Raw genomic sequence first — 26,907 nt, 5'->3', positions numbered from 1 at the left:
GCTTGTGGGGATCTGGCCGGAACCCGGGGGGCTCGTCGTTCCACCAAGGATGGTCCGCCCCCATCCGCCCCATCCACACAGCATGTCCACGAACCTCGCGCGCCGCGTCGCCGGCGCCCTTCTCGCCCCCGTCGCCCTCTCCGCCTTCGCCCTGGCCGCTCCGGCCTCCGACCTCGGCGGTCGCGACACGGCGATCTTCCCGCTGGTCCCCGACCTCGAGCGGCACATGACCATCGACGGGGAGCTGCTCGAGTGGCTGTCCGAGTCGTCGAGCGTCCTTCTGGTCGAGACCCAGCTGCCGGGCGAGCTCGAGGCCGCCTTCGAACTGGAGCGCGTGCGCCTCCCCGACGACCGCGGCGGCCTCCTGCGCGTGGACGGCGAGGTGGTCGGCACGATCGCGAGCCAGCGCTCGGCCGACCTGTCCCTGTGGCGCGGTCGCGTGGCCGGTCGCGCGAACACCGACGTGTTCATGGCCTTCTCGTCCGCCGGCACCTGGGGTTGGGTGCGGCTCGACAACGGGCGCACCGTGCACCTGCAGTGCGGCCCCCACCCGGACCTGGGTTGGGAGCGCACGCAGGTGGCCTGGGTCGAGGACGCGCGCCTGCGTCGGCCCGGCTTCGAGCAGCGCTTCGCCTGTGGAGCGCGCCCGGCCGACGGTCGCGAGATCACCGGCCCGTTCGTGCGGACGGACCTGGGGCACGTGGAGAAGCCGGTTGGTGAGGGTGATGGTGGCGCAGGTACAGGCGGCGGCTCTCTCGAAGGAGGCCAGGGTCACAGCGGCGGCGCCGTCGAGAGTCTCGGCGGCGACGGCGCGACCGGTGGTGCCGGCGGTTCGAGCGCCCTCGTCTTCGGCCCCGCGCCGGCCCCCGCTCCGGCCGCGATGCTGCAGCAGACGCTCTACATCGCCGAAGCGGTCATCGAGACCGACTACGCCTACTACCTCGAGTTCAACAACCTGACGGTCGCGACCAACTACGCGACCGTGCTGATCGGCGCCTGCAGCGACAAGTACGAACAGCAGGTCGGATGCCTGTGGGACCTGGCGAGCCTCGCGCTGTACACGAGCGGTTCGACCGACCCGTTCTCGGGCAACTCGCCGAACTCGCTGCTCGCCGAGATGAAGAGCTACTGGTCGGGCAGCGGCGGTCTGCACAACCTCGGTGACTTCGGGCTCGTACTCTCGGGTTGGGGCGGCGGCGGCGTGGCGTACCTCGACGAGGTCTGCGACAACAGCTGGGGCGTGGGTTCGTGCTGTTCCATCAACGGCAACGCCAACTTCCCGGTCACCGGCCAGAGCAGCCTGAACTGGGACTTCGTCGTGACGACCCACGAGGCCGGCCACATCTTCGACGCAGTCCACACCCACCAGTTCTGCCCGCCGGTCGACCACTGCGACGCGAACTGCGACGGCTTCGAGACCTGCACGGTGGGCTCGATCATGAGCTACTGCCACACGTGCACGTTCGCCGGCATCAGCAACATCGATCCGAACTTCCACCCGGCGAACGTCACGCGGATCCGCAACACCGTGACGTCGAAGAGCTGTCTGGACGTCTACACGCCCCCCATCACCGAGCCGATCGTCGCGACGGTGTCGCCGGACACGGTGCTGGCGCTCGAGCCGGACGCCTGGCCCGTCATCACGTTCACCGGTCAGAACTTCGCGAGCGTCACCGGCGTGCGCGTGGACGGCGTGGACCTGGTCACGCCGTTCGACTACCAGATCGTCGACGACACGACGCTGAAAGTGAACTGGCGTCCGGTTTCGAAGCTCGGGCAGGTGACCGTGCGCATCACGAACCCCGGCGGCGTCACGACGAGCTTCGTGCAGGTGGATCCGCGGCAGACGCCGGCGCTCGACATGAAGCCGTCCGACCCGTCGTTCTGGGTCCAGACGGCCGGGCTCGACGTCTACATGTCGGGGCGCCCGCGCGACCTGATCTGGCTCGTGCTCTCGACGACCGAGCAGCCGACGGTCCTGCCGGGCCTGGTGTCGCTCGACATCGGCAACAGCCTGCTCGACTACATCGACCTCGGGATCCACACGGTCAGCCCGACGAAGGGTTGGGTCCGCTGGGGTCTGCCGTTCGGCTACAACCCGGGGCTGAGCTCGGGCACGCGCCTTTTGGTGCAGGGTGTGGTGATTCCGTTCGATGGAGTCACGTTCCCGCTCGGGACGACGCAGGTCCAGGGCCTGACGGTGCTGTTCTGAGCGCGTCGAGCCGATCGTGCCGATCGTGCCGATCGTGATGATCTGATCGCGACGGTCGATCGGGCCGGAGCTCGATCGAGAGGTGAACCGCGCCCGATCCACCACTGGTGGGTCGGGCGCGGCTCTGTGTCGGGGTGATGTGAGGACCAGGGGTGGGGTCGTCGGTCCGCGGGAGGTTCGACTCGATCGTGTGGCGAGCCGTCGTACGGCGCCGAGAGCATGGGCCGGGCGTGGGCTTCGCGGTCATCGGCCGGCGGCACTCGGCTCACCCGTGCAACGGGCCGTCAACGGGCGCGGAGCGACGAGCGCACGAGCCCTGGTTCACCGTCGTTCGTCCGCAGGTCCCGCTCCGCCGTGTGGCGGGCCGTCGTCGGACGCGGTGCGGAGAGCGTGAGCCGAGCGTGCGAGCGTGCGAGCCGTGGTTCGCGGTCGTCGATCGTCAATCGTCGGCAGGTACTGTTCGAGCGTGTGGTCGGTCTTCGTCGGGCGCGATGCCACGAGGGTGCGACGAGCGCACGAGCCCTGGTTCACGGCCGTCGTTCGTCCGCAGGTCCCGCTCCGCCGTGTGGCGGGCCGTCGTCGGACGTGGTGCGGAGAGCGTGAGCCGAGCGTGCGAGCGTGCGGGCCGTGGTTCGCGATCGTCGATCGTCGATCGTCGGCAGGTCCTGTTCGAGCGTGTGGTCGGTCTTCGTCGGGCGCGATGCCACGAGGGTGCGACGAGCGCACGAGCCCTGGTTCACGGCCGTCGTTCGTCCGCAGGTCCCGCTCCGCCGTGTGGCGGGCCGTCGTCGGACGTGGTGCGGAGAGCGTGAGCCGAGCGTGCACGCCGCGCTCGACGCGCGAGTCCGCGTGTCCGGACGGCGCACGAGCCGCGAGCGCGGGTGGAGGTCCCGCATCCCCGCGACAGCGGTCAGTTCGTGAGCCCGCGTCGCTCGGGCAGGCCGCCCGCGTCGAAGGCGTCGGGCAGGAGTTCGGCCGAGGTCCACACGCGAGCCACTTCGCCGGTGTCCGTCGAGCGCGTCGCCCCCGCCCGGCGTCCGGCCGAGACGACGATCGCGTTCGGCGCCAGCTCGACGAGCAGTTGCCGGCACGCACCACAGGGCGGGATCGCGCCCGCGCTCGAGGTCAGGACGACGAGCACGAGCTCGGCCGCGCGACCGACCCGCGCCGCCGCGAGGGCCGCGCGCTCGGCGCACAGAGTGAGGCCGTAGCTGGCGCTCTCGACGTTGCAGCCCGCGAACACGGACCCGTCCGATGCGACGGCGACGGCGCCGACCGAGAGTTGGCTGTAGGGGGCGTGGGCCCCTTCCGAGGCGGCCAGAGCCAGGGCGACGAGGTGCGCGAGATCGGGCGGGACGGGGAGGCCGGCGGAAGCGGCGTTGGCAGCTGCGTTCGGTCCGCTGTTCGAAGTGACGGCCGAACCGCCGTTCACGTCGCCGCTCGGTCCATCGAGGGAACTGCGGCCCGACCCACCAGCCGATCGATCGCCGGAAGCCCCCGCATCGCCGAGTGCCCTCGTTGCGCGTGCGTCGGCCAGTGCCCCACGAGCCGCACCGAGCGCCGCGGCCAACGCGTCCTGCGACAGACGCAACCCGAACGCGCGCCGTACGTCCGCACGCGCAGCGTGTTCGCCCCCACCGTCGGTCCCTTCGGCGTTCATGGCGCCATGCTCCCACCGCGCCGCGCGCCGCGTCAACGGCCGTCCGCTCGGACGGTCGTTCACGGGCCGCGACGTCGGTCGAGCGGACGGGTCTCGGTTCAATCTCCCGCGAGACTCGCTCGGTGTTCGCCGTAGCCGAGGAACGGCACGCGCATCCGTCGCGAGCGCGTCCCCGTCAGCGGATCCACGCGCTCCTCCTCCAGCACCTTCACCCACGTGGTGCGCCCGAGCAGATCGCGCGCCTCGACCGCGAGCTTGCCCGCCGTGTCGAAGCCCAACTTGCTGAGCACGAACTTCGCGCGCTGCAGCCCCCGCTCGCTCCAACTGATGCCGTCCCACGCGGCCGTGCGGCCCGCGCACTCGCCGTCGGTCACCTCGAGGCGCACGCTCCAGCGCTTGTCCCCGTCGCGCGTGAAGCCCTCGCGCACGTCCGCGATGCGGCACGGATACACGCCCTCCGGGACGCTCACGTAGTTCTCCGTCTCGTCGACCTGGCTGAAATCGATCTCCATCTCGCTGGCGCTCCTTCCCCTCTCGGGAGTCTCGGTGTCGGAGGCGCCCGGCACGTGCCGCGGCGCCCGTCGGCCGGGTGTCCGGCGACAGGATCAAGACCGGGCCGGGGGGCGGAGGGTTGCGGGTGGGGTGCGAAGAAAAATGTGGGCGGCTCCACGTCGCGGGTGGCGGATGGCGGCACCAAGCCGATGACACCGACCCAGACCATCCAGCAAGACTGCTCGTGTGCGGCGCTAACGGCCCTGTCGATCTGCGGCGCCGGTGAAGCCAGCGTCCGCCTGCATCGACGAGTCAGGTGTCACCACGGCCCGTCCTCCCCATTCGGGCATTCCATTCCTGCCAGAACGCCCGCCATCCAGCCTCGTTGAGGTCATCAGTCGGCTTCTCCTTGGGTGAGGACTGAGAGTAGTAGCCCTCGATCTGCCTTGCGAATGAGCGAACAGCCGTAGCCCACTCGTCCTTCCCGACCTCCACCTCAGTCGGCCCCCGGGACAAGAGGACCGATGAATCGAGGTGGCGAACCCAGACATCGATGCCAGTGGGGCATCCCATGCAAAGCACCGCGTAGCGCTGCCCAATCTCCCATGCGTTGAACCCGCAGCATGGAAGAAGGAAGTTGGTCTCAGCGACCGTGGACTCAGGGGTGTGATCGTCTTCGATCGTACGGAGCAGGTAGAGCCCGGTCGCGGAAACGGTCCACTCGCCCTCGGTGGGCGAGGCAAGGACCGAATCTCCGTGTGCAATCAACACTCGGCCATGTGCGCATTGGTCACTTGGATCGTCTGAAGATCTATTGATCCAGGAGAGTTCTTTGGCGGCGATGTTGAGCACGTGTCCACCTAACGGAATGCGGTTCTGCGACTTGGCGAAGCACCGCCCGCCTGCACCCGGGTTCATGAGTCACCAGCAACGAACGCTGCGACGCCTGTTCGAGACGGAACACCGTTTCGCCACCGCAGCCAAGCCCAGCGTAGGCGAGATCGAACGGGTTGCGCAAGTCGAAGTGGCGTCCCAACGCTGAGCATCAGCCCGCTGCACAGACGACCAGTCGCTGCGTCGTCGTGGCGCGGCAACGACACCGTGGCACAAACCTTACTGCCGACTCGGCACCACCCTTCCATCCGAACCCCTTCTCCTGAATGGGCCATGCTGTAGAGCGTGGCAACGCGATCAGAATTCGTGGCTGGTAGCGGCCACCGAACCCATGTAGAGACTCCGCGTGATGAGACGTCGTCAGCGAACAGCCACACGACTGGGCCAAAGTGCCCCTGGCCTCGAAGGAAAGCACGGAACTCGCGCACTGCGTCGTCGAAGGATTCTGGAAGCGACCGAGTCGTCATCACGTACACATAACGCTGTGGCGGTTCAGCGGCGCGCGGAGCGCGTCCGCGCGTACGGTGCCGCACACCACTGAGGTGGTCGACCAGAAGAATGTACCGGAGCAATCCTGGGCTTGGACGAAACACAAGCTGCCGGGGCAGCGCCCTGGGCACGTTCCTCGAGGCGGCGGCGCGGCGGCGAACGTCCCGTCCGCTGGTGTAGCCACCGCCCAGACCGAGCGCCGATTGCTGCGGCACTTCCTCGCGGTCGACCACCTCCGCGCGTACGGTGCCGCACACCACTGAGGTGGTCGACCAGAAGAATGTACCGGAGCAATCCTGGGCTTGGACGAAACATAAGCTGCCGGGGCAGCGCCCTGGGCACGTTGCTCGAGGCGGCGGCGCGGCGGCGCGGCGGCGAACGTCCCGTCCGCTGGAGCAGCCACCGCCCAGACCGAGTGCCGATTGCTGCGGCACTTCCTCGCGGTCGACCACCTCAGTGGTGTGCGACACCGTACGCCCCGTACGCCTGACGTCGTCCGCAGGTCCGCACGGCTTCGACTCGGCTTCCTCTGGTACTCGATGTGATGTCGCGGTGCGTCGTCGAGCGAGACCGGGGCTCGAGAAGGAGGCGGTTGAGCGTCCAAGGTCGCTGCAGGTGCGGTCGACGGGAGATTGGGACCGCGGCGCTCAGCTCTCCATGCTGATATCGTCGACTTCTCCCTCCTCGTCGAACGAGACACAGAGCACGTAGTCCGACACACCACCAGGCAGGCCGAAGTCGAGCTGATCGAGCCCTTCCTCTTCATCGTCCGCCGATGACTTCAGTTCGAGAATCTCCAGCACACGCCTAGGCTCCGGCGAGCCAGCCTGCGCGTGCTCCTGCCAGTAGGCCTCATCGAGCTCCGCGAGATGGTGTGTGGCGAACAGTGTCGCGCCGTACTCGCCGGACTCCTGCCCCAGACTGGACAAGATCGCATCGCGAGCGATCCTCTCGCGCCTTGCTGTTTCGTCCTGGTTCATTGTCTATGGGTCTTCAGGTCAGATTCCAGCTGATCGTTCGCGCCGTGGAGAGCAAGAGCATTCACGACCTCGCTGGATCGTGGTCCTGTGCAACCGGGCACATGCATTCGGTGTCGCACACCACTGCGGTGGTCGACCACAAGAATGTACCGGAGCAATCCTGGGCTTGGACGGAGAACAAGCTGCCGGGTCAGCGCCCTGAGCACGTTGCTCGAGGCGCCGGCGCGGCGTCGAACGTCCCGTCCGCTGGAGGAGTCACCGCCCAGACCGAGCGACGATTGCTGCGGCACTTCCTCGTGGTCGACCACCGCAGCGGTGTGCGACCCCGTACGTGGTGGCCGAGCCTGGCCGCGCGCCGCCGCCGGGGGCGGCGACGCGCTCCAGCCGCTCCACGCAGAAGGGCCAGAACTGCCGTCCATCGTGGACGACGGCCGTCCTGTCAACGCTGAGGACGCGGTGCGAGCGCAGGAACACGTCCATCTGTCCGAGCGTCGCCTCGTCCCCCGCCGTGGGGACGGCGAAAACCTGGGTCTGCATGGAGAGCGTTTCGTCGAGCGTCGGGTGTCAGAGGGGGCGGAGTGAGTCGGAGCCCGCCGCGAGCCCGGCGTCGCTCCGCGACGCCGGGCTCGCCACCTGACACTTCGTTCGCTGCGCAGCTCCGCGCGCTCCGGCATCTTTGGAGTCGCTCCCCACCCGCCTCCGTCAACTCGCGGTGCTGCTCCGCTGTCTTGCTGCTTGGCTCTAGGGGACGGGGACGAGAACTGGGGCAAGAACAACCCGGAACCCGATGCCGTTGCTCAGGCCGGTGGAACTCCAGCCGTTACGGGCGGCGGAACGGCAGTCGCTGGCTTGATTGAACCAGGTGCCGCCCCGGTAGACGCGGTCCGCCCAGCCAGTCACGAAGGGATCCGTCACATCTCCAGCAGAATACCACGTGAATGAATCGAGGCACCACTCGTGCACGTTGCCGTGCATATCGAACAGCCCCCACGCGTTCGGCGCGTAGCTGCCCACGTTCGCCGTACCGCTCGGGTTACCGCAGGACGGAAATTGGTTCGTCTTGGGGAATTGGAAGAATGCTTGCGCGCACGACAGTGCAATACCCACGTTGTACTCCGTCGTCGTCCCCGCGCGGCACGCGTACTCCCACTCCGCCTCGGTCGGCAGACGGTACTCGTAGCCAGCGGGAAGGTTCCCCGCCGCACTCTCGAACGCCGTCAGCGACAAGCAGTACGCCCTGGCCTCGTTCCACGACACCCGCTCTACAGGACGATTCGGTCCGACGGAGGCGGATGGGTTGAGGCCCGTCAGCGCCTCGTACTCCGCTTGCGTCACCTCGCGCTGGCCCATCCAGAACGGGTAGCTGATCGTCACCGAGTGCACCGGCTGCTCGATCGCTTGTCCGTAGTACGGATCCCCCCCTGGCGCGTTCGATCCCATCTCGAAGGTTCCGGGCGGGATCAGCTTCATCCCCGGGATCAACTGGCTGTCACCTCCACCGACGATCATGCCTTGGCTTACGCCTGCAATCCGCGTCACGAAGTCCGCGTCGATGTTGATGGCCTGGACGTAGAGCTGTCCACCGCTGAACCCCTGGAAGTTCTTCGTCCACAGCCCGCCGTTGGCATTCGGGTCGAACGTGTACGGCAGGGTCAGGAAGTTCGGATCGATGGTGAGGTCGCAGCCGCTCCACAGTGGATCCGTGAAGAGTGTCCCGAGGTCGAACGGCAGCGGCACGCCACCGAGCGCGGACGCCGTCGTGTTCGAGAAACCGACCAGCAGATAGCCGAACCCGATGCCACCGGGTGCGGTGACCTCCAGGGTCCACGGCTGGCCGGACTGGACAACGCCGGACACCGAGAGGGTCGGCGTCACGCCCGACGCACCGGCACAGCTCGTGCCGAAGGTGGTCTGGGCCTGGGCGGGAAGGGTCGAGAGGGCGAGGGCCGCAAGGGCCGCGAGCATGGGCACTTTGGTAGAGATCATCGTTGGAGGACACCTGTTGAGGGCGCAAGGGGCAAAGGGGCGGGACGGTGAAGCGAATGTGAAGTCGGAACGGAGGAGAGTCGCTCGAGGGCCAAGAGACCGCTCATGCACGGAGGTACACGCACTTCGCCGGTGCGGTCCGCCAACTTTCTTTCTGGGAGAACTCTCGCCGGGCAGCTGCAGGCCGCTCCGACGCGCCGCTAGGCCCTGATCCAGCGCCTCCCACAGCGACGTAGAGGCGGAACCACCTGAAACACCCGATTCCTGGCGGGTAGACGGTGGGTGTGAAAAACAACGCACCCACACAAGAGAGGCGTTCCAGGTGAAGCGTGAGGATTGCGAGAGACTGGCCATCCGGAAAGGGCTGCTCGACGAGCGGCTGTCGCGACGCACGAGTCGCGGTCATCGATCGCGCATGCTCGCGGCGGGCGCGCGGGTGTACGAGGTCGCGGGTCGCGTGCAGGCGACGGCGCACGGGGGCGTGGGCCTCGTCCACGACCTCGTCCGGGCGACGGGGCTCGCGAGCCGGATCGACGCGTCAGTCGACATCTTCCGGCGCAGGGGTCCGTACAGCGTCTCGGACCACGTCTTGAATCTCGCCTACAACGTGGTCGCAGGCGGACGCACGCTGGACGACCTCGAACTGCGTCGTCAGGACGCGGGATACCTCGACCAGCTCGGCGCCGCACGCATCCCGACCCGACGACGGCGGGAGACTTCCTGCGCCGCTTCGACCGCACACGGATCGACGACCTGTCGGAAGCGGTGAACGAGACGCGGGTGCTGGTGTGGAAGCAGCAGCCAGCGAGCTTCTTCGAACGCGCGACGATCGACATCGACGGAACGATCGCGCCGTCGTGCGGCGAGTGCAAGGAGGGCGTGGACCGGGCCTACAACGGCGAGTGGGGCTATGCGCCGCTGATGATCAGCCTCGCGAACACGGGCGAGATGCTGTACCTGCACAACCGACCTGGCAACCGTCCGAGTCACGAAGGCGCCTTCGAGTACCTCGAGCCCGCGGTCGAACTCGTGCGCGAAGCGGGCTTCGAGAAGGCGAGGCTGCGCGGTGACTCTCACTTCTCGCTGACGGGCGACTTCGACCACTGGGACGGGTCGGGGATCGAGTTCGTCTTCGGTATCGCAGCGCACGGCGGCCTCGTGGAGGCTGCGGAGAGCATCGCAGGCGGCGAGTGGAGCGAGCTGAAGCGGCGCGCACGCACGACTGGTGGACGGGGCGCACCGAAACCTCGGCTGCGTGAGGAACGCGTGCGCGAACGCGGGTACAGGAACCTCGTGCTCGCGCGCGTGGGTGTACGGTGTCGCACACCATTGAGGCGCTCGAGCGCGAGGAAGTACCGGAGCAATCCCGGGCGGGGCTTGGACGAAGAACAGGCTGCCGGGGCGGCGCCCTGAGTACGTTGCTCAAGGCGCCGGCGCGCCGTCGCACGTCCCGTCCGCTGGAGGCGTAACCGCCCGGGCCGAGCACCGATTGCCGCGGCACTTCCTCGCCCCGTACGGTGCCGCACACCACTGAGGCGCCCCGTACGGTGCCGCACACCACTGAGGTGGTCGACCAGAAGAATGTACCGGAGCAATCCTGGGCTTGGACGAAACACAAGCTGCCGGGGCAGCGCCCTGGGCACGTTGCTCGAGGCGGCGGCGCGGCGGCGAAAGTCCCGTCCGCTGGAGCAGCCACCGCCCGGACCGAGGGCCGATTGCTGCGGCACTTCTTCGCGGTCGACCACCTCAGTGGTGTGCGACACCGTACGCCCCCCTAACGCCTAGTCGATCAGTGGTGGCCGCGGGAGCGAGCGAAGCGAGCGCGTACGGTACCGCACACCACTGAGGTGGTCGACCAGAAGAATCTACCGGAGCAGTCCTGGGCGGGGCTTGGACGGAGAACAAGCTGCCGGGGCAACGCCCTGAGTACGTTGCTCGAGGCGCCGCCGCGCCGTCGTACGCCTCGCCCGCTGGAGACGTCACCGCCCGGACCGAGCGCCGATTGCTGCGGCACTTCCTCGTGGTCGACCACCTCAGTGGTGTGCGGCACCGTACGTGTACGTGCCGTACGTGTTGTCGATCAGTGGTGGCCGCGGTAGCGGGCGAAGCGAGTGGACGCGGCCATCCACTGCATCGGCGTATTGGACGGCGCCTGTCGCCTCACCAGGAGCCGCCCTCTCCTTCTATTCGGGATCGCGCTGCGGATAGTTGGTCTGCGTAGTCCTGCTGAAACGGCGCCACGAGCCTTTTCTCGAGAGCCGCGTGCACAGCCCACAGCGCGTTTCGTTCAGACGCGTGACGCACCACAAGCTGGCGACCGTCGTCGCTGGTTCCGTAGTCGGCCAGTAGTTCGAACAAGACGAGCGCCTCGTCGTCGGTGAGCTCAAGTTTCATGCGGCTCCTCGTCCGTCCAACGCGGTTTGCCATCAGCGGGCGCGAAGGCGGTCCGCTGCATGGCTGTGCTAGACAACCCTACTACAAACCAGGGTGTACAGGTGGGACTCCCGGTTCGGGTAGGCGTCTATGTACTGAAGTGTCTCGGTATGGGTGCGTTCGACGAACTCTCGGGGAGTCTCTCCATTTCGCGGCCCTGAGTGCCAACTGTCGTACGTGTACTCAGGCGCGTTGGCTCCGATGCGAAGAACGTCACCGCCTAGGATGGCCCAATGGCTGTCCTGCAAGGCTGCTACGACTAACCTTGCGTCTGTCTCGGTCCAGGCAACTTCCTCGACCCCGAGTGCTGACAGAGTGACCGATCGTCGGAGAACGCGCCGTTCCAGTAGGTCGAGGTAGTCTTGCGCAGCCATCGGCGTTCGAAGGCGTGTCTAACGCCTAGTCGATCAGTGGTGGCCGCGGGAGCGAGCGAAGCGAGCGGACGCGGTCATCCACTGCATCGGCGTGTAAGTCGGCATCTTCAAGCGCCACCCCGAGGGCGACGAGTGCAACCGTAGCCTCGCTCGACAATACCCTCCAGGGTGACGAGTTGAGCCAGTCCTCGAGCCCGGTGTCATCCGCGGTTTCCTCGGCGACTGAGTCGACAACGCGGTCGAACCTGGCAAGAGCCTCCTGTTCGGCAGTGGTGAAAGTCTCGCCGTGGAGAGGCGTACCCGGATGAAACAGGTCCTCCCAGCCGCAGAACACCTCGGCAACGACACTTGCGACGGGCACGGCCCTGCGATACGCCCGGAGCTCGGAGGCGGACCTTGCCAGCCGCAGGTGTGAGACGACTGACTCACGTAGGCCATTGCCGGAGGTCATGACGGTCCGGCTAACGCTGATGCCGATCAGCGTCGGCGCGAAGCGCCGTCCGTTGCATCGGCTGGTTAGACGGCACCACGGTACCGCCTTTCGTGATCGCTGAGCTCCATTTCCGCAGCCGCTTCGGAGAGTGCCGCCCAGAACGCAGGAGGCACGGCATTCACTTGGGCAAGGTCCTCCAGTTGATCGAGCGCGAGCTCCAGCTCGTTGTGTTCCAGGGACTCCGCGTAGCCCTGATGAGAGCCACCCTCGGGGCCGCTTCGCGGCCTCGCAGGCAGCAGGGCAGCTGCGGCAGCCAGGTGTGCCCTCGTGCGCTTCCAACTTTGAAGGAGTTCTTCGCTGGGCATAGTTCGTCTAACGCCTTGTCGATCAGTGGTGGCCGCGGGAGCGAGCGAAGCGAGTGGACGCGGCCATCCACTGCATCGGCGTGTTAGTCAGCATTGTCACCTCGCCGCGCCAATCGAGCAATGGCCTCGATGCCAGCCTCCATCTTCTGCCGAGCGGAGCTGTTCGCCGAGTGCACCCGGATCATAGGTGGCACGAAGCCATCGAGTGCCACTGCCCTCTCGATCCAGAGCACGACGTCGTAGCCGGTGCCGCGGTCATCGTCACCGAGGTCGTGATCGAGACTGATCTCCTCCACGCCATTCCCCTGCAGCAGCGCGATCGCCTCGTCCGGCCACCGAACGTGAACCCAACCGGGAGGCGGCTGCCGTTCGTCATCGAGGAAGACACGCACTTGTCTGACTAACGCGATTTAGACGGACCCGCGTAGCGCGGCGTCCGGCTGACGGGGCTGGGTAACGCCCATGCGACGAGGCGCACAAGAGGCACTGGGGGCTGGGCTTCCAAGGATGGGCGTGGGGCGCATGTGGATGGGCAGGTCCGTAGAACGCAGCGAACGCGATCGACGCGAAGCGTGGAGTCTAGCGTCGAGCGCGGGCCCCGTGTGGCTCCAAGTCGGCCGACAGACCGGCCCCTCACCTCGGCAACACCATCCCGAACACGCGCCGCATGTTCCCGCCCAACACGGCGCGCACATCCCCCTTTGTGAACCCGCGCGCGAGCAACGCCTCGGCCAGCGCGCCGAAGCCGCTCGCATCCTCCAAACCCTGTGGCGCGTGCTCGATGCCGTCGTAGTCGGAACCGATTCCCACGTGCTCGATGCCCATGACCTCGACCGCGTGTTGGATGTGGTCCACCACGCGCCCCAAGGCGAACGGCGCCGCCTGGGCCTGCATGACCGCCGACTCGGCCAGGTACGTCTCGGTGTAGTTCGCTCCCTTCGCGGCCCGGTACTCGGCCCCGTGGCGCACGCGCTTCATGTCCTCGGTCGCGTCTTCGTCCAAGAACCCCGGATGGAACACGATGCCGACGACGCCGCCGTTCGCGGCAATGGCGCGCAGTTGGTCGTCGTCGAGATTCCTACGGTGGTCGCGCACGGCGTTGCAGCCGCTGTGGCTCGCAATGAGGGGCTTGGTCGCCACGTCGAGCACGTCGTACACCGAACGCTCTCCGGCGTGCGACAGGTCGACCATCACGCCCAGCTCCTCCATGCGCCGCACCACCTGACGCCCGAAGTCGTCGATCCCCTCCGGCACGCCGGCGCCCGCGTTCGGTTGGCACGAGCGAATCCACGGCAAATGGTTGTTCCACACCAAAGTCATGCAGCGCAGGCCGCGCTCGGCGAAACGCTCCAATTCCTCGAGTCTGTTCTCGATCGCGTGTCCACCCTCGATGCCGCACACCGCGCCGTGCACGCGATCGGTGCGCGCGCGCTCGAGATCCGCGGCCGTGCGCACCAAACGCACCTGGTCCGGGTGCTCCGCGCACAAACCGTGCAGCGCGTCGATCAAAGCGTGCGCGCGCGCCGCGGACCCGACCGGCGCACCGGGCAGGGCGAAGTGGCCGTCGACCCAACAGGCGAAGACCGACGCCCCCACTCCGCCACGGCGCGCGCGCGGCAGGTCGAACTGGCCCGGCGCCCCCACCGCCAGATCGTGGCCCAGGTCCAAAGTGAGCTGGATCGCGTCGTGGTGCGCGTCGAAGACCGGCAGGTCGGCGAGCAGAGCCTGGACGGTCGGGCTCGGAGCGGGCGCAGTGGAATCGGTCATGGGACGGCCAACCTAGTCCGCCGGCGTCCGGGGCGCTCGCGACGGCCGTGGCGGGGTCCCACCGAGCGGCTGGACCAGCTTCGCGGGCGACCCGACGAGCTCTGCGCGGTTCGAGCGACCGACGCAGCCGGCCGGGCCCCAGCGGGCAGGTCGATCCGCGTGGGGCCGGCCTGCCGGCGAACGAGCCCATCCGACCGGTCAGTCGCGCCCGCCCACCCCATCGGCGCCGACGAGCTCGAGCCTCCCCTGCCCGATCGGCTTCGACGCGCAGCACGCGGTCCCGTTCGTCGAGGCGGAGCCCGACCGAGCCCGCTGCCTCGCCCGGCCCCTCCAAGAGCTCCGACCGCGGTCGCCCGACCCGGCCCACCCGAGCCCGCCGAATGCGGCGCCTCCACCCCGCTGCCAAAGTGACAGCGACGCGGACTCGCCCTCGGAGCGCCTGCCACCCTGACAGCCGAGCGGCGCCCAGCCGTCCGCGCGCCACCGGCACGCGACCCCTGACCGGCCCCTGCCCGACGCTCGCTCGACCCCCGCTCGACCGACAGTTCGCCCCGCTCGCTCCCCGTTCGCGCCCGACGAGCGCCCCGCCCTCCGACGCCCACGCCCCTCGCCACCCCCGCGGCACGCGCTTTGCTCTTCGCGCGGCCGGTTGGCCCGTCTCCCCCGACTCTCCCCGGGCCCGCCGCTTCCACGCCCCTCCCATGCGCCCGAACGCCAACACCCCCGACCCGGACGGGATCCCCAGGATCCCCGAGCACCTGCTCGTCGGGCGCCGTCTGCTGATCGCGGACGACGACGCGGGGCTGCGCGGCGGCATCGTCGAGCTGCTGGCGTCCCTCGACATCGAGATCCTCGAGGCCGATTCGGGCCCCGAGGCGCTCGAGCTGATGCGGCGCTTCCGGACGGGCGCGGCGGCCATCCACGCGGCGCTGCTCGACCTGCACATGCCCGGCGACACGCTGCCCGGACTGGGCGGACTCGAGGTGCTCGCCGCGCTGCAGAGCGAACTCCAGAGCGACGGCCGCCTCGTCGGTCGGCGCCCCCTGCCCTGCATCCTCTACTCGGCGGACCTGACGCCCGAACTCGAACACCGTGCGCGCACCGCCGGCGCGCGAGCCGTCCTGCACAAGCCGGTCGACCCCAACGTCCTGCGCCAGGAGATCGCCCGCGCGATCGCGGCCACCGACGGTGACAGTCGACTCCCGCGCGCCTGACTCGACCCCGAGCGAGCCACACACGATCACGGACGGCGCACGCCGTTCGCTCCGTTCAGCCCATCCACCGCGGGTGGGCTCGACAACCAACAGTGACCCCACCACAGCAACACCAACGCATAGCCATGGCCACCAAGTCCAAGACCAAGGTCAACATCCGCCCCCTCGCCGACCGCGTCCTCGTCCAGCGTGTCGAGGCCGAAGGCAAGACCGCCGGCGGCATCCTCCTGCCCGAGTCCGCCAAGGAGAAGCCGAAGGAAGGCCGCATCATCTCGGTCGGCGACGGCAAGCAGCTCGACAACGGTGAGCGCTCCACGTTCGCCGTCAAGGTCGGCGACCGCATCCTCTTCAGCTCGTACGCCGGCACCGAGATCAAGTTCGAAGGCGAGGACTACCTGATCATGCGCGAGGACGACATCCTCGGCATCGTCGGCTGATTCGACAGGCCTCCCCTTCCACACGCACGCACTCAGCACCGAACCAATCGTTCCATGGCCAAGCAGATCAGCTACGACTCCGAAGCGCGGGAGCACATCCGCCAAGGGGTCCGCAAACTCGCCCGCGCCGTCAAGGTCACCCTTGGCCCGCGCGGTCGCAACGTCATCATCCAGAAGTCCTTCGGCAGCCCGACCGTCACCAAGGACGGCGTCTCCGTCACGAAGGAGATCGAGCTCGACGACGCCTACGAGAACATGGGCGCCCAGCTCGTGAAGGAAGTCGCCAGCCGCACCAACGACGGCGCGGGTGACGGCACCACGACGGCGACCGTTCTCGCGGAGGCCATCTTCGAGGAAGGCCTCAAGAACGTCACCGCCGGCGCCAACCCGGTCGCTCTCAAGCGCGGCATCGACCAGGCCGTCGCGTCGGTCGTCGCCAGCCTCGAGAAGATGTCCAAGCCCATCAAAGGCAAGGAAGACATCACGCAGGTCGGCTCGATCGCGTCGAACAACGACCCCGAGATCGGCACGATGATCGCCGAGGCGATGGAGAAGGTCGGCAAGGACGGCGTCATCACCGTGGAAGAAGGCAAGAGCCTCGCCACGGAGGTCGACTGGGTCGAGGGCATGCAGTTCGACAAGGGCTACCTGTCGCCGCACTTCATCACGGACGCCAAGTCGATGGAGGCGGTCTTCGAGAACGCCTACGTCCTGGTGCACGAGAAGAAGGTCAGCTCGGTCAAGGACATGATCCCGATCCTCGAAGAGGTCGCGCGCAGCGGTAAGCCGCTCGTGATCATCGCCGAGGACCTCGAGGGCGAGGCCCTGGCGACGCTCGTCGTGAACCGCCTGCGCGGTGCGTTCCCGGTCTGCGCCGTGAAGGCTCCGGGCTTCGGCGACCGCCGCAAGGCCATGCTCGAGGACATCGCGGTCCTGACCGGCGCCACCGCCGTGATGGAGTCCACCGGTCAGAGCCTCGACGGCATGACCGTCAAGGACCTCGGCACCGCCAAGAAGATCGTCATCACCAAGGACAACACGACGATCATCGAAGGCGCCGGCACCAAGGCCGAGATCAAGGGCCGCATCGAGCAGATCCGCGCGGAGATCGAGAACACCAAGTCCGACTACGACCGCGAGAAGCTCCAGGAGCGTCTCGCCAAGCTGTCCGGCGGCGTTGCTCAGATCAACGTCGGCGCCGCGACCGAGGCGGAGATGAAGGAGAAGAAGGCGCGCGTCGAGGATGCCCTCCACGCCACCCGTGCGGCCGTCGAGTCGGGCATCGTCCCCGGCGGCGGTGTCGCGCTCCTCGCCTGCCAGGCGGCGATCGACAAGCTGAAGCTCGACGGTGACGAGCGCGTCGGTTCGCAGATCGTGCGCCGCGCCCTCGAAGCCCCGCTGCGCCAGATCGCGATCAACGCCGGCCAGGACGGTGCGGTCGTGGTCCAGAACGTGCGCGCCGGCAAGTCCGACACGTACGGCTACAACGCCGCGACCGACGTCTACGAGGACATGGTCAAGGCCGGTGTCATCGACCCGACGAAGGTCACGCGCACCGCGCTCACCAACGCCGCTTCGGTCGCCAGCCTGCTGCTGACCACGGACGCCCTGGTCAGCGACATGCCCGAGAAGTCGCGAGACGACGCCCACGCTGGGCACTCGCACTGATCGGCGACGGCTGCTGAACCCGATCCGAACGTCGGGCTCGAAGAGCGAGGCGCTCCACCGCGAGGTGGGGCGCCTCGTTGGGTTTCGGGCTCGCTGTTCGTGGGGCCCGCACGGTGCGCAGCGTGGGCCGTCGCACGGATCGCGCGCGGGCGGAGCGAGGCAATGCCCGGCCGCGTTTGGCAGATTGGGCCCATGAGCAGCACCACCTCCAAAGCCGCCTCCAAGGCTCCGTCCACGTCCGACCTCCTGAAGCGCTCGCTGGCGCACTACGAGCGCATGGTCGACATCTCGAACGCCTCGAGCATCCTGGGCTGGGACCAGGAAGTCTTGATGCCGCCCGGTGGCGCCGAGGTGCGCGCGCGGACGCTGGCCGAGCTGTCGCGGCTGAGCCAGGAGTTCGCCGGCGACAAGGCCTTCGCCCGTGACGTGCGCGCGCTCGCCAAGGCGAAGGACGGGCTGAAGAATCAGGAGCGCCGCACGGTCGAGCTGCTCGAGCGCCGCGTGAAGGACGCGACCGCGGTGCCGCCGGAGCTCGCAGCCGAGTTCGCGGTCATCAAGAGCCACGCACTCGAGGCTTGGAAGGCGGCGCGCACGACGAACGATTTCGGCCGCTTCGCGCCGCACCTGGAGAAGGTCGTGGCGATGAACCGCAAGATCGCCGCCGCGAAGGCCGGCAAGAAGGGCCAGCCGTACGACGCGCTGCTCGACATCTACGAGCCGGGCGCGACGATGGCCGAGATCGACCCCGTGCTGGGCGAACTGCGCGATCTGACCGTGCCGCTCGTCGAGCAGGTGCGCAAGGCCAGGACGAAGATCGACATGCGTCCGCTCGTCGGGAAGTTCGATCCCGAGCAACAGCGCGCGTTCGTGAAGGACGTGGTCGTCGCGATGGGCATCGACCTCGAGCGCGGCCGCCTCGACGTGTCCACGCACCCGTTCTGCGGCGGCGTCGGTCCGGTCGACGTGCGCATGACCGGACGCTTCGATCCGCAGGACCTGCGTGGCGGACTGTTCGGCGCGGTGCACGAGGCGGGGCACGGGTTGTACGAGCAGGGCCTGGATCCGAAGCGCGCGCGGCACCCGCTCGGCGGCGCGATCTCGATGAGCATCCACGAGAGCCAGAGTCGCCTGTGGGAGAACCAGATCGCGCGCAGCCGCTCGTTCTGGAAGCACTGGCTGCCGAAGCTGAAGAAGCGTTTCGGCGCGCAGGTGAAGAGTGTGGACCTCGAGACCATGTGGCGCGCCGCCAACCGTCTCGGCCCGTCGATGATCCGCGTCGAGTCCGACGAGCTGACCTACAACCTGCACATCGTGCTGCGCTACGAGCTCGAGCGCGATCTGATCAGCGGTGACCTGAAGGTGAAGGACGTGCCGGCGCGCTGGAACGCGGCGATGCAGGCGCGACTCGGCCTCACGCCGAAGAACGACTCCGAAGGGTGCCTGCAGGACATCCACTGGGCGATGGGTGCGATCGGCTACTTCCCCACCTACAGCCTGGGCAACCTGTACTCGGCGCAGATCATGGAGGCGGCGCGCGAAGCCCTGCCGGACCTGGACGCGCAGATCGCGAAGGGCGAGATGCAGCCGTTGCGCGAGTGGTTGCGCAAGGAGATCCACCGCCACGACCGCGTCTACACCGCCGCCGAGATCGTGAAGCGCGTGACCGGCAAACCGCTGTCCGCGGATCCGTTCCGCCGGTACATCACGGGCAAGGTGGACGCGCTGTATCCGAAGTGATCGGCATGGAGTCGGTACGGCGTCAGGCACGAAAGTGCCACCTGCCGCCGACGACGCTGCGAATCGCAGCGTCTCGGCCCGGCAGGTGGCACTTTCGTGCCTGACGCCGTACCGACTCCATACCGATCAGTGCCCCGAGACGTACACCTCGTGCCTACCGTCGGCCTCGGGCGCGCGGCGCACGAACAGGCGCACCAGGGCCGGCTCGAAGCCGTCGCCATAGTGGTCGAAAGCCTCCAGCGGCTCGGGGAACTCGCCCTCGAGCACGAGCGGCGCGAGCAGCTGCTGCCCCGCGTCTCGTGCCGCCGCTGCATTCGTCGGCCCTTCGGCGAGTATGAAATGCTCCACCGTCCAATCGAGCCACTCGTGCGGAACGATGAGGTGGAAGCCCCACTCGGCGGCCGCGCCCTCCGAGCTGCCCCGGTCCGGGGGCTCGACATGACGCGCGTCGAGGATCGCCACGCCGTTCACGGGGCACGCGCCGAACGTCATCTCGTAGACCGCGAACCCGGGGATGGCATCGTGGACGCGCACCGCGGACGGTTCACCGTCGGAGCACCCACTGGCGAGTGCGAGGGCGGCGAGCGAGAGGGCTGGTGCGAGTGAAGCGCGTTGGCGAGGTGGGTCGAGCATCGAATCAGTCTAGTGTGTGGATTGTCGGTACGGCGTCAGGCACGAAAGTGCCACCTGCCGCGCCGAGACGCTGCGATTCGCAGCGTCGTCGGCGGCAGGTGGCACTTTCGTGCCTGACGCCGTACCGACAATCCAGCGCCCGGACTAGTCCTCGAGGATGGGAGAGACCGTGCGCGTCGTGCCGGACTCGAAGTCGATCTCGAGGATCTCACGTTCGTCGTACACCACGAGAGCACGGTCGTCGTCGATCCAAACGGCACTTGCACCCGAGAAGCGGCCGCCGATCTCGACGACGTCTACCGCGAGTGCATCGATCCGTAGACGCCCCAAGAACCGCCGCTCGCCGTCGATCATCCACAGGAGTCGAACCTGAGCGCGACTCGCATCGACGAACGTCTCGTCTCCGAAGTAGAGCGCCGTTCTATCTCGCGTCTCGAACCGAAAGCCCTCGATACGCTCGACCCGTCTGCGATCGTCAGGGTCGACGATGGCGAGATGACTGCCATCATGTCCCAGCAGTCGACCATCCGGAAGCAATCGCCCATGGAGCTTCGTTCCCTCCAAACCCGTCGACCATGCGCCCGGCGTCATGCGCGTGAGAGTCACGGGATCGAAGAGTTGGACTGATCCCCAACTACAGCCGAGTACCCAACGCCCGTCGCGAACGAGCACGGTGTGGGGAACGGCGCCTCCTTCGTCGGCAAGATCCTGCAACTTCGCCCGGTAGCCAGTCAGTGGATCCAAGATCGTGCGCTCGGCTCGCGGCAACGTCGGATCGACGTTCCGGCCACGCCCCAACGCGCTCCAGTACGGCGCTGGGCGACCATCGGGCCCAGCTTCGAGCTCGTCCCGAAGACTGGCCGCGACGAAGGTCCGGTCGGCGACGTCCCACAGTCTCCAGCGCTCTGCTGGCGTATCCCCCTCGCCGTCGTCGACGAGACAGTGGGTGACCTGTGATCCGTCGATGCCGTAGTGAGGAATCCAGAATCGTGACCCGCGCTCCCAGAGCGGCGTCCACGCACCAGTCGCCAGATCGACTTCGAACGCACGCAACGACTCCTGCCAGCCATCGAGCAGGCGTCCCCGTGCGGTCGGATGCCTGACCTCGCGCGAGCCTTGAACGATCAACCGGTCTCCCCCCTCTGCCCACACGAAGGCTTCGATACGAAAGTCGTCCGCCATCGGGTCGACCTCGAACTCCGACCACAAGCGACTTCCTCCAATCGCGCCCGTCGATAGCGACACCAGTGCAAGGAACGCACCACCGCCGACGGCCGCCGAGCGCGGCGAGGTTCCGCTCCGGTGCCCCCGTACGTGACCGATCCAAGCGACGAGGAAGGCCGCGCAAGCGTTGACCACGAGAATTCCGACGGTCGCGACCACCGATTCCGCCAGCACACTGGCGATCGCAACAACCGAGAACACTCCCAATGCGCCGATCGCTGCCAAAGGAAGCGTCCAGATGCCGCGTACGACGAGGCTCGACGCAGCGAAGATCCAAGGCACGAACGCAGTAGCCACGAGCACGATGCCCAGGTAGTCCACGCCGAACGCGCCCGCATCCAATCGAACTCCGCGGGCTCCATCGCAGGCGGCTCCGGCCGCCAGGCCGATGCTTGCGCTCGTCGCGATCCCGAACACGAACAGCAGTGCCTTCGCGACGAGCGAGGCAGCGAGACCCCGCTCGAGTCGGCCGTGTAGCGCAACGCCACAAGTGCGACCCGCTGCAGCAACTTCGCGCGGCACTAGATCGCTACCCAGCATGACCGCCGCAAGGACGCCACCGCCCAGAGCCACCCATTCGGCGAACGGGGTCGCATCGAGGCCCAGCGGCCGCGGCGCGAACGACAACAGGACCGGCGCGAGCGCACACACACCAGCCAGCACGCACAACGCACGCCGCTGTTCACGCCACTCCTTCCACAGGTGGGCTCTCAGAACGCGCAGCATCAGCGCACCTCCGTGGCGAACGCAGCCTCGAGCAACTCTTCGCGCCGACGCACGAGCGAGCGCGGTTCGACCGGCTCGACCGCGTCGATCTCGTGCACTCGCCCGTCTTCGAGCAACAGCACGCGGTCGGCCAGGCGCGCGGCCACGTCCAGGTCGTGCGTCGAGATGAGGCACGCGGTGCGACTCGTGTCCACGTGTTCGAGCAAGGCGCGTTGGACCAGCACGCGCGCGCCCGGGTCGAGGTTCGCGAACGGTTCGTCGAGCAGCAGGAGGTCGGGCTCGTGTCCCAGCGCGGCGGCGAGCATGACCAGCACGCCCTGCCCGCGCGAGAGCTCCCCCACCGGCCGCTCGCCGTCGACGCCGAAGTCGGCCAGCATCGTCTCGGCCCGCGATCCACGCCAACAGCTGAAGTGCGCGCCGACGAAGCCGAGGGCCTCGCGCCCGCTCATCCAGGCCGGAAGGTCGAGTTGGTCCGGCACGAAGCCGATGCGACTGCGCGCGCGGCCGGGCCGGCGGAGCACGTCCACCTCGCCGAGGCGAACGCTTCCCGAGCGCACCGGCGCGGCGGCGATCAATGCGCGCAGCAGCGTCGTCTTGCCGGCGCCGTTCGCACCCAGAAGGAAGGTCGTCTCGCCGCGGCGCAGCTCGAAGCTGGCCCTGTCGATGACCACGTCGCGGCGGTAGCGAACGGTGAGATCGCGCGCGTCGAGCACGGGATCGAGCGCGTCATCGGCAGCAAGGTCGTGCGTCGATTCGGATTGGACGTTCATGAAGCTCTCCGCTGTTCGGTCGCAGCGAGCGACCGCAGGATCTCTGACAAGTGTTCGATCGGATGGCCGCAGCGCAGTGCAGCCCGTGCCGCGGTCTCGAAACCCGCGAGAGTCGCGCCGCCGTGCTGTTCGCGCGCGATGCGCGGACCGGCGTCGGTGACGAACACGCCGCGACCGTTCTCGCCGCGCACGACTCCAAGGACCTCGAGTTCGCGGTAGGCGCGCGCCACGGTGTTGTGGTTCACGAGCGCCGCGGCGGCCAGCCCACGCACCGACGGCAGCTTCGCCCCGGCTCCGAGCGCTCCGCTGGCCACGAGTTCGAGCACCCGCTGGACGAGCTGCTCGGACGGTGCGGCGCTCGACTCGGGGTCGAGGCGGATCTGCGGGGCGTGCTCCACGGCACCCGTACCATCGTCCTGGTACGGCGGTGCGCTTGAGGAAGATTGTCGGTACGGCGTCGGTACGGCGTCAGGCACGAAAATGCCACCTGCCGCGCCGAGACGCTGCGAATCGCAGCGTCGTCGGCGGCAGGTGGCATTTTCGTGCCTGACGCCGTACCGACGCCGTACCGATCAGCGTTCCAGGAAGATCAGGTACGCCGCCAGCCCCTCGGCCGGATTGGCACCGAACGTGGGCTCGTCCTCGGCGGCGAAGCGCTTCGTGAACAGGCGATAGGTCGCGGCATCGGACGCGATGCGGTCCTCGCTCTCGGTCCACCCGGCCAGCCATGCGGGCACCGACTCGGCGCGCGCGTCCAGCCCCACGGTCACCGTCACGTCGTGGCGCATCGTCAGCTCGAGCAGCGGCGCATCGGTGCCGGCCTCCTCGTCCGCGTCCTCGGCGGCGGTCCACAGGCGGTGCGTGTCCTCGAGCCACGCGGGAACCTCGGTGAACACGTCGCGCGCGTCCTGGTACACGCGCACGCCGGCGCGCACCTTCGGGATCACGACCGGCCAGTCGTTCGCGGTCAGCACGAACACGTCCTCGAGGCCGGCGCGCTGGGGCAGCGTCTCGAACGCCACCTTCGCGTCGGGTTGGCGCACGGCGTTCTTGGCCGGCGGTTCGCGTCCGTCGATCTGCAGCAGGTACTCGACCAGGTCGCGCTTCTGCTCGTCGGAGAGCTCGGCCGCCTCACCGTGGCTCCCTTTCAGCCCCTCGCGGTTCAGCACGTCCATCAACGTCGCCGCCGAACCGTCGTGGAAGTACGGCGCCGTCTCCCAGATGCCGCGCAGGGTCGGCGTGTCGATGCCGATCAGCGGTCCGCCGATGCGCGATCCGGACGCGTCGGTCGTCGAACCGATGTCGTGCACGGTGCCGAACTGGAAGTCCGTGTACGTGCGACCGCCGTGGCACTCCCAACAGCCGAGCGAGTCGAACAGCTCCTTGCCGCGCGCGCCGCCGGCCGTCAGCGAACCGTCCTGCTCGCGGTGCGGGCTGGGCGGGAAGCGGTCGAACGTGGACACGTAGCTGTTGATCGCGTCGGTCTCGAGACTGAGTCCGCGCTTGTCGTAGCCGAGTCCGTCGCGACTGCCGGCCCACAGGTGATCGGCGATGAAGCCCTTGCCGGCCTGGGCCAGGCGGATGTCCTGTTCGAAGTCCTGGATCTCGTTGAAGTTCGCGGTCCAGTGCACGAGACCGTGCCCGGTGCCCTGGCGCCCTTGCAGCGAGATCGTGTTGCGCAGACCCTCGCCGCGATCGGTGAAGTCCCAGATGCGGCCGTCGTGACCGGAGTCGAAGTGACAGCTCGCGCACGACACGTGGCCGAGGCGGCTCATCCGATCCTCGTTCGCGGTGTGGAAGAGCTGTTTGCCGGGCAGCACCGGGCCGCGCAGGATCTCGACGGTGCAGGTCTTCACGCGACCGACGAACGGCGCCTCCCAGGCCTCGCCGGCGAGCAGCGGCTGCAGCGCGTAGACGGCCAGATCGCGCGTCAGGAAGTTGTGCACGACGAGCAGTTGGCGGTCGGGATCGACCACCAGGCCGATCGGCGCGATGCCGGTGCGCTCGCCTGCGCCGCGATCGCCGCGCCCGATCGTGAACAGGTGCTCGGACGTCTCGGGATCGAACACCTCGACCGAGCCGCTGCCGCGCATCGCCATGAAGCCGTACTCGCCGCGCGGGCTGAACGCCGTGGCGACCGGGAAGTCGCGCGCGCCGAAGTCGATGCGCGCGGCCACGTCCTCGTCACCGGCTTCGATGTCGAACACCGCCGCCATCGGGCGCACGGTGCTCCACCAGGTCAGCGGCTGGCCGTCGCGGTACAGGCCGCGGCTCGAGTTGTCCTTCTTGGCGGCGATCCACGCGCGCCGACCGTCGGGCGTGATCGCGACGTCGGCCACGTGGTTCGGCACGCCACGCCCACCGAGGCGCGTGTCGGGGCCGGGGTTCTCGGCCAGCGGCTGCACGAAACCGACGGCGCCCTCGCTGCCGAGCCCGTCGAAACTCGCCGCGTTCACGACCACCAGCTCGCCGTTGTCCTGGGGACTGATGAAGCGCGTGGCGAGGATCGTCGAGCCGTCGCCGCTGACCGCCAGGCCGCGCAACGGACCGTCGGCCAGCACGCGACCGGTCCGGACGCGCGACGCCGTGTCGAAGCGCAGGATCTCGTTGGTGCCGAGCGTCGTGACGTAGGTGCTGCCGTCGGGCGCGTGCGCGACGCCGAACGGACGGCACGCGAAGGGCAGTTCCACGGTTTCGACCAGGTTGCCGGTGTCCGCGTCGAGAACGGTGATCGACCAGCTCTCCTCGTTCGTGATCCACAGGGAGCGGTCGTCGGCCAGCGCGATCGAACGCGGCTCTTTACCGACGATCAGCTCCTGCAACAGGATCCCGCGCGCGTGGTCGATGCACGAGACCGTGTCGTTGTCCGGGTTGACGCACCACACGCGCTCGAGCTCGGGGTCGTAGACGATCGTCGTCGCCTTCGTCGCGGCGCGCGCGGTCTCGGGGCGCACGACGCCGTGTTCGATGACGCGGGCCGAGATGCGCTCTTTGCCTTCGGCGTCGGTGTGGCGCAGGCGCGCGGTCACCGAGTACAGGCCCGGCGCGTCGAAGGTGTGGAACGCGAGCGGCTCGCTCGACCAGCGCGTGGCGGGCGAACCGTCGCCGAAGTCGAACGACCACTGACCGGTCGTGTCGTCGCAGCGCGCGCCGAAGACGGCTTCTTCGCCGATGGTGGAGGCGCCGGAGGAAGAGGCGAGGAGGTTGACGGCGGCGATCGCGCGACCGGTGGTCAGTTCCAGAGTGGAGTCGAGCCACAGGTTCACGGCCGCAGGTGTGTTGCTCCCGAGAGTCGTCGTGAACGGAACGCTCTCCGGCAGCTCCAGTCGGTACGACGCATCGGGAGCCAGCTGTTTGAGCGTGGCGACGAACTGCGAACCCGACTGCCAGGTCGTGGCGAGCGGCACTTCGGTCCCGCTGCGCAGATCGACCAAGCGGCGGTCGCTCGGCGCTTCGAACCATCCCCGTTCGAAGCTCGTTCCGGTGCTCACTCGCCGCCGGAAGTTCGGTGACGCCTCGGTGACGAAAGGCAGGCCGGAGTCGAAGACGTTGGTCGCCGCTCCTTCGAAGCCACCATCGGGAGCGTCGTCGTAGAAGAATCCCGAGCTGGGCTCGCCGGCCTGGTCTCCAGCGGCTCGCGCACGCATCGCAGACTCGTTCGACGTGGGCATCGGCCGCAGCGGGTCGCGCACGTCGACCGCGGACACGTCGCCGGTCGCCCCCTGAAGCTGCAGTACGTCGTCGAACGCACGGATCCCGACCATGGCGCCGTCGCCGTAGTTGTCGAGAGGCGTCTCGTCGACCACTTCGGGCGCATACGGATCGGCGAGGCTCACCACCTGCAACTGCGCCGCGTCGTCGCCGATCGCGAACAGCCAAGGGAACTGCACGGCGAACTGCCACGGGCGATCGCCTTCTGGCGCGTCGATGTCGAGCAGGCCGAGCGTCCCGATCAACTTCGGCTCCAGCGGCGCGCGAACGTCCCAGAGCTGGACGCCGCTGTGGCTCGCCAGCACCAACAGCTCCTCGCCGTCCGCCCACACCGCCGCGGGCTGCTGACTGGCGGACAGAAGACTCGTCGCACCGTTCTCGATCACGACGCTCTCGAGCACCTCGCGCCCACCGTCGAAGAGCGGCTCGTCCAGCTCCAACTGGCCGGCATCGACTTCCTTCGGCCGCGCGATCACGTCGACCACCAACCGCCCCGAGTGCTCGACGTCCGGATCGATCTCGACCCGGAAGCGGTGCCCTTCGACGTGGATCGAACCGACCGTCTCGTGATCGGCGTGGGCCAGGGCGGTGAACGGAACGGCGGCGCACGCGAGGGCGAGCCCAGCGCGGTGGAGGATGGTCGTCATGGCGGCGGTGTGGGTCCGGGCGCGGGATGGAGGCGCCGGCGGGCACCCATCCTAG

The 26,907-nt window shown here is 68.3% G+C and carries 22 protein-coding genes; 7 read left to right on the top strand and 15 right to left on the bottom strand.

Annotated elements, in window-relative coordinates; genetic code table 11:
• Window positions 1-82 precede the first annotated feature (82 nt).
• Window positions 83-2,212 carry a M12 family metallo-peptidase gene (locus Pla163_RS03005; protein WP_419186258.1) on the top strand — a complete coding sequence of 710 codons (2,130 nt, stop codon included), beginning with the start codon at window positions 83-85 and terminating at the stop codon, window positions 2,210-2,212.
• 910 nt (window positions 2,213-3,122) lie between these two features.
• Here Pla163_RS03005 and Pla163_RS03000 read toward each other — a convergent pair.
• From Pla163_RS03000 to Pla163_RS02980, 5 genes are all read right to left on the bottom strand, one after another.
• Complete coding sequence (locus Pla163_RS03000) at window positions 3,123-3,872, bottom strand: cytidine deaminase (RefSeq protein ID WP_145183348.1); 750 nt, start codon at window positions 3,870-3,872, stop codon at window positions 3,123-3,125.
• 98 nt (window positions 3,873-3,970) lie between these two features.
• Window positions 3,971-4,384: a hypothetical protein gene (locus Pla163_RS02995; protein ID WP_145183345.1), complete on the bottom strand. Its 414-nt coding sequence runs from the start codon at window positions 4,382-4,384 to the stop codon at window positions 3,971-3,973.
• Window positions 4,385-4,676: 292 nt separating this feature from the next.
• Window positions 4,677-5,216 (bottom strand): hypothetical protein, encoded by a 540-nt coding sequence (locus Pla163_RS02990; protein WP_145183342.1) that lies wholly within the window; start codon window positions 5,214-5,216, stop codon window positions 4,677-4,679.
• A gap of 1,178 nt (window positions 5,217-6,394) precedes the next feature.
• Entirely contained in the window at window positions 6,395-6,727 is a 333-nt protein-coding gene (locus Pla163_RS02985; protein ID WP_145183338.1) for a DUF2004 domain-containing protein, read from the bottom strand.
• A 741-nt stretch (window positions 6,728-7,468) separates the two neighbouring features.
• The gene (locus tag Pla163_RS02980; protein ID WP_419186257.1) at window positions 7,469-8,692 is read right to left on the bottom strand and encodes a formylglycine-generating enzyme family protein; all 1,224 of its coding nucleotides are present in this window, start codon (window positions 8,690-8,692) and stop codon (window positions 7,469-7,471) included.
• A gap of 436 nt (window positions 8,693-9,128) precedes the next feature.
• Between Pla163_RS02980 and Pla163_RS18650 the strand changes: the two genes are divergently transcribed.
• Both Pla163_RS18650 and Pla163_RS18645 read left to right on the top strand, forming a co-directional pair.
• A complete protein-coding gene (locus Pla163_RS18650; RefSeq protein WP_419186256.1) occupies window positions 9,129-9,482 on the top strand; it encodes a hypothetical protein in 354 nt (117 codons plus the stop codon).
• Window positions 9,479-10,126, top strand: a complete 648-nt coding sequence (locus Pla163_RS18645; protein ID WP_419186255.1) for a transposase — start codon at window positions 9,479-9,481, stop codon at window positions 10,124-10,126. Before Pla163_RS18650 ends, Pla163_RS18645 begins: the two co-directional genes overlap by 4 nt.
• A gap of 747 nt (window positions 10,127-10,873) precedes the next feature.
• Here Pla163_RS18645 and Pla163_RS02970 read toward each other — a convergent pair.
• The 5 genes from Pla163_RS02970 to Pla163_RS02950 form a co-directional block, all read right to left on the bottom strand.
• Complete coding sequence (locus Pla163_RS02970) at window positions 10,874-11,107, bottom strand: hypothetical protein (RefSeq protein WP_145183329.1); 234 nt, start codon at window positions 11,105-11,107, stop codon at window positions 10,874-10,876.
• A 68-nt stretch (window positions 11,108-11,175) separates the two neighbouring features.
• Window positions 11,176-11,520: an Imm40 family immunity protein gene (imm40, locus tag Pla163_RS02965; protein WP_145183326.1), complete on the bottom strand. Its 345-nt coding sequence runs from the start codon at window positions 11,518-11,520 to the stop codon at window positions 11,176-11,178.
• 25 nt (window positions 11,521-11,545) lie between these two features.
• Window positions 11,546-11,971, bottom strand: a complete 426-nt coding sequence (locus Pla163_RS02960; protein ID WP_145183323.1) for a hypothetical protein — start codon at window positions 11,969-11,971, stop codon at window positions 11,546-11,548.
• A gap of 430 nt (window positions 11,972-12,401) precedes the next feature.
• Window positions 12,402-12,710, bottom strand: coding sequence for a cyclic-phosphate processing receiver domain-containing protein (locus tag Pla163_RS02955; protein WP_145183320.1), 309 nt, complete (start codon window positions 12,708-12,710; stop codon window positions 12,402-12,404).
• A 241-nt stretch (window positions 12,711-12,951) separates the two neighbouring features.
• On the bottom strand, window positions 12,952-14,085 hold the full coding sequence (locus Pla163_RS02950; protein WP_145183317.1) for a dipeptidase: 1,134 nt from the start codon (window positions 14,083-14,085) through the stop codon (window positions 12,952-12,954).
• Between the two features lie 701 nt (window positions 14,086-14,786).
• On the opposite strand from Pla163_RS02950, the gene Pla163_RS18640 reads away from it, so the two are divergent.
• From Pla163_RS18640 to Pla163_RS02930, 4 genes are all read left to right on the top strand, one after another.
• Window positions 14,787-15,299: a response regulator gene (locus tag Pla163_RS18640; RefSeq protein ID WP_419186254.1), complete on the top strand. Its 513-nt coding sequence runs from the start codon at window positions 14,787-14,789 to the stop codon at window positions 15,297-15,299.
• 125 nt (window positions 15,300-15,424) lie between these two features.
• Complete coding sequence (gene groES / locus Pla163_RS02940) at window positions 15,425-15,736, top strand: co-chaperone GroES (protein ID WP_145183312.1); 312 nt, start codon at window positions 15,425-15,427, stop codon at window positions 15,734-15,736.
• 54 nt (window positions 15,737-15,790) lie between these two features.
• Window positions 15,791-17,404, top strand: a complete 1,614-nt coding sequence (gene groL, locus Pla163_RS02935) for a chaperonin GroEL (protein ID WP_145183309.1) — start codon at window positions 15,791-15,793, stop codon at window positions 17,402-17,404.
• A gap of 192 nt (window positions 17,405-17,596) precedes the next feature.
• On the top strand, window positions 17,597-19,141 hold the full coding sequence (locus Pla163_RS02930; RefSeq protein ID WP_419186253.1) for a carboxypeptidase M32: 1,545 nt from the start codon (window positions 17,597-17,599) through the stop codon (window positions 19,139-19,141).
• A 126-nt stretch (window positions 19,142-19,267) separates the two neighbouring features.
• Here Pla163_RS02930 and Pla163_RS02925 read toward each other — a convergent pair whose 3' ends face one another.
• The 5 genes from Pla163_RS02925 to Pla163_RS02905 form a co-directional block, all read right to left on the bottom strand.
• Window positions 19,268-19,774 (bottom strand): hypothetical protein, encoded by a 507-nt coding sequence (locus tag Pla163_RS02925; protein WP_145183302.1) that lies wholly within the window; start codon window positions 19,772-19,774, stop codon window positions 19,268-19,270.
• Between the two features lie 144 nt (window positions 19,775-19,918).
• Window positions 19,919-21,724 (bottom strand): hypothetical protein, encoded by a 1,806-nt coding sequence (locus tag Pla163_RS02920; protein ID WP_145183298.1) that lies wholly within the window; start codon window positions 21,722-21,724, stop codon window positions 19,919-19,921.
• Window positions 21,724-22,494, bottom strand: coding sequence for an ABC transporter ATP-binding protein (locus Pla163_RS02915; RefSeq protein ID WP_145183295.1), 771 nt, complete (start codon window positions 22,492-22,494; stop codon window positions 21,724-21,726). The genes Pla163_RS02920 and Pla163_RS02915 overlap by 1 nt, the downstream gene beginning before the upstream one ends.
• Window positions 22,491-22,892: a GntR family transcriptional regulator gene (locus tag Pla163_RS02910; protein WP_419186252.1), complete on the bottom strand. Its 402-nt coding sequence runs from the start codon at window positions 22,890-22,892 to the stop codon at window positions 22,491-22,493. Before Pla163_RS02910 ends, Pla163_RS02915 begins: the two co-directional genes overlap by 4 nt.
• A 174-nt stretch (window positions 22,893-23,066) precedes the next feature.
• Window positions 23,067-26,852, bottom strand: coding sequence for a c-type cytochrome (locus tag Pla163_RS02905; RefSeq protein WP_145183292.1), 3,786 nt, complete (start codon window positions 26,850-26,852; stop codon window positions 23,067-23,069).
• Window positions 26,853-26,907 lie beyond the last annotated feature (55 nt).

Source organism: Rohdeia mirabilis (assembly GCA_007750655.1).
Classification (GTDB): Bacteria; Planctomycetota; UBA1135; order UBA1135.
Note: the sequence above shows the minus strand (reverse complement) of the source record. Positions and strands in the feature narration are given on the sequence as shown.

Excerpts from the sequence above, each read along its gene's own strand:
- Pla163_RS02995 (WP_145183345.1), bottom strand. The coding sequence starts at position 4,384 with ATGGAGATCGATTTCAGCCAGGTCGACGAGACGGAGAACTACGTGAGC.
- Pla163_RS18650 (WP_419186256.1), top strand. The coding sequence starts at position 9,129 with ATGCTCGCGGCGGGCGCGCGGGTGTACGAGGTCGCGGGTCGCGTGCAG.
- Pla163_RS02985 (WP_145183338.1), bottom strand. The coding sequence starts at position 6,727 with ATGAACCAGGACGAAACAGCAAGGCGCGAGAGGATCGCTCGCGATGCG.
- Pla163_RS18640 (WP_419186254.1), top strand. The coding sequence starts at position 14,787 with ATGCGCCCGAACGCCAACACCCCCGACCCGGACGGGATCCCCAGGATC.
- Pla163_RS02915 (WP_145183295.1), bottom strand. The coding sequence starts at position 22,494 with ATGAACGTCCAATCCGAATCGACGCACGACCTTGCTGCCGATGACGCG.
- imm40 (WP_145183326.1), bottom strand. The coding sequence starts at position 11,520 with ATGGCTGCGCAAGACTACCTCGACCTACTGGAACGGCGCGTTCTCCGA.
- Pla163_RS03005 (WP_419186258.1), top strand. The coding sequence starts at position 83 with ATGTCCACGAACCTCGCGCGCCGCGTCGCCGGCGCCCTTCTCGCCCCC.
- Pla163_RS02905 (WP_145183292.1), bottom strand. The coding sequence starts at position 26,852 with ATGACGACCATCCTCCACCGCGCTGGGCTCGCCCTCGCGTGCGCCGCC.
- groL (WP_145183309.1), top strand. The coding sequence starts at position 15,791 with ATGGCCAAGCAGATCAGCTACGACTCCGAAGCGCGGGAGCACATCCGC.
- Pla163_RS02925 (WP_145183302.1), bottom strand. The coding sequence starts at position 19,774 with ATGCTCGACCCACCTCGCCAACGCGCTTCACTCGCACCAGCCCTCTCG.
- Pla163_RS02960 (WP_145183323.1), bottom strand. The coding sequence starts at position 11,971 with ATGACCTCCGGCAATGGCCTACGTGAGTCAGTCGTCTCACACCTGCGG.
- Pla163_RS02930 (WP_419186253.1), top strand. The coding sequence starts at position 17,597 with ATGAGCAGCACCACCTCCAAAGCCGCCTCCAAGGCTCCGTCCACGTCC.
- Pla163_RS02920 (WP_145183298.1), bottom strand. The coding sequence starts at position 21,724 with ATGCTGCGCGTTCTGAGAGCCCACCTGTGGAAGGAGTGGCGTGAACAG.
- Pla163_RS02970 (WP_145183329.1), bottom strand. The coding sequence starts at position 11,107 with ATGAAACTTGAGCTCACCGACGACGAGGCGCTCGTCTTGTTCGAACTA.
- Pla163_RS03000 (WP_145183348.1), bottom strand. The coding sequence starts at position 3,872 with ATGAACGCCGAAGGGACCGACGGTGGGGGCGAACACGCTGCGCGTGCG.
- Pla163_RS02950 (WP_145183317.1), bottom strand. The coding sequence starts at position 14,085 with ATGACCGATTCCACTGCGCCCGCTCCGAGCCCGACCGTCCAGGCTCTG.
- Pla163_RS02980 (WP_419186257.1), bottom strand. The coding sequence starts at position 8,692 with ATGCTCGCGGCCCTTGCGGCCCTCGCCCTCTCGACCCTTCCCGCCCAG.
- groES (WP_145183312.1), top strand. The coding sequence starts at position 15,425 with ATGGCCACCAAGTCCAAGACCAAGGTCAACATCCGCCCCCTCGCCGAC.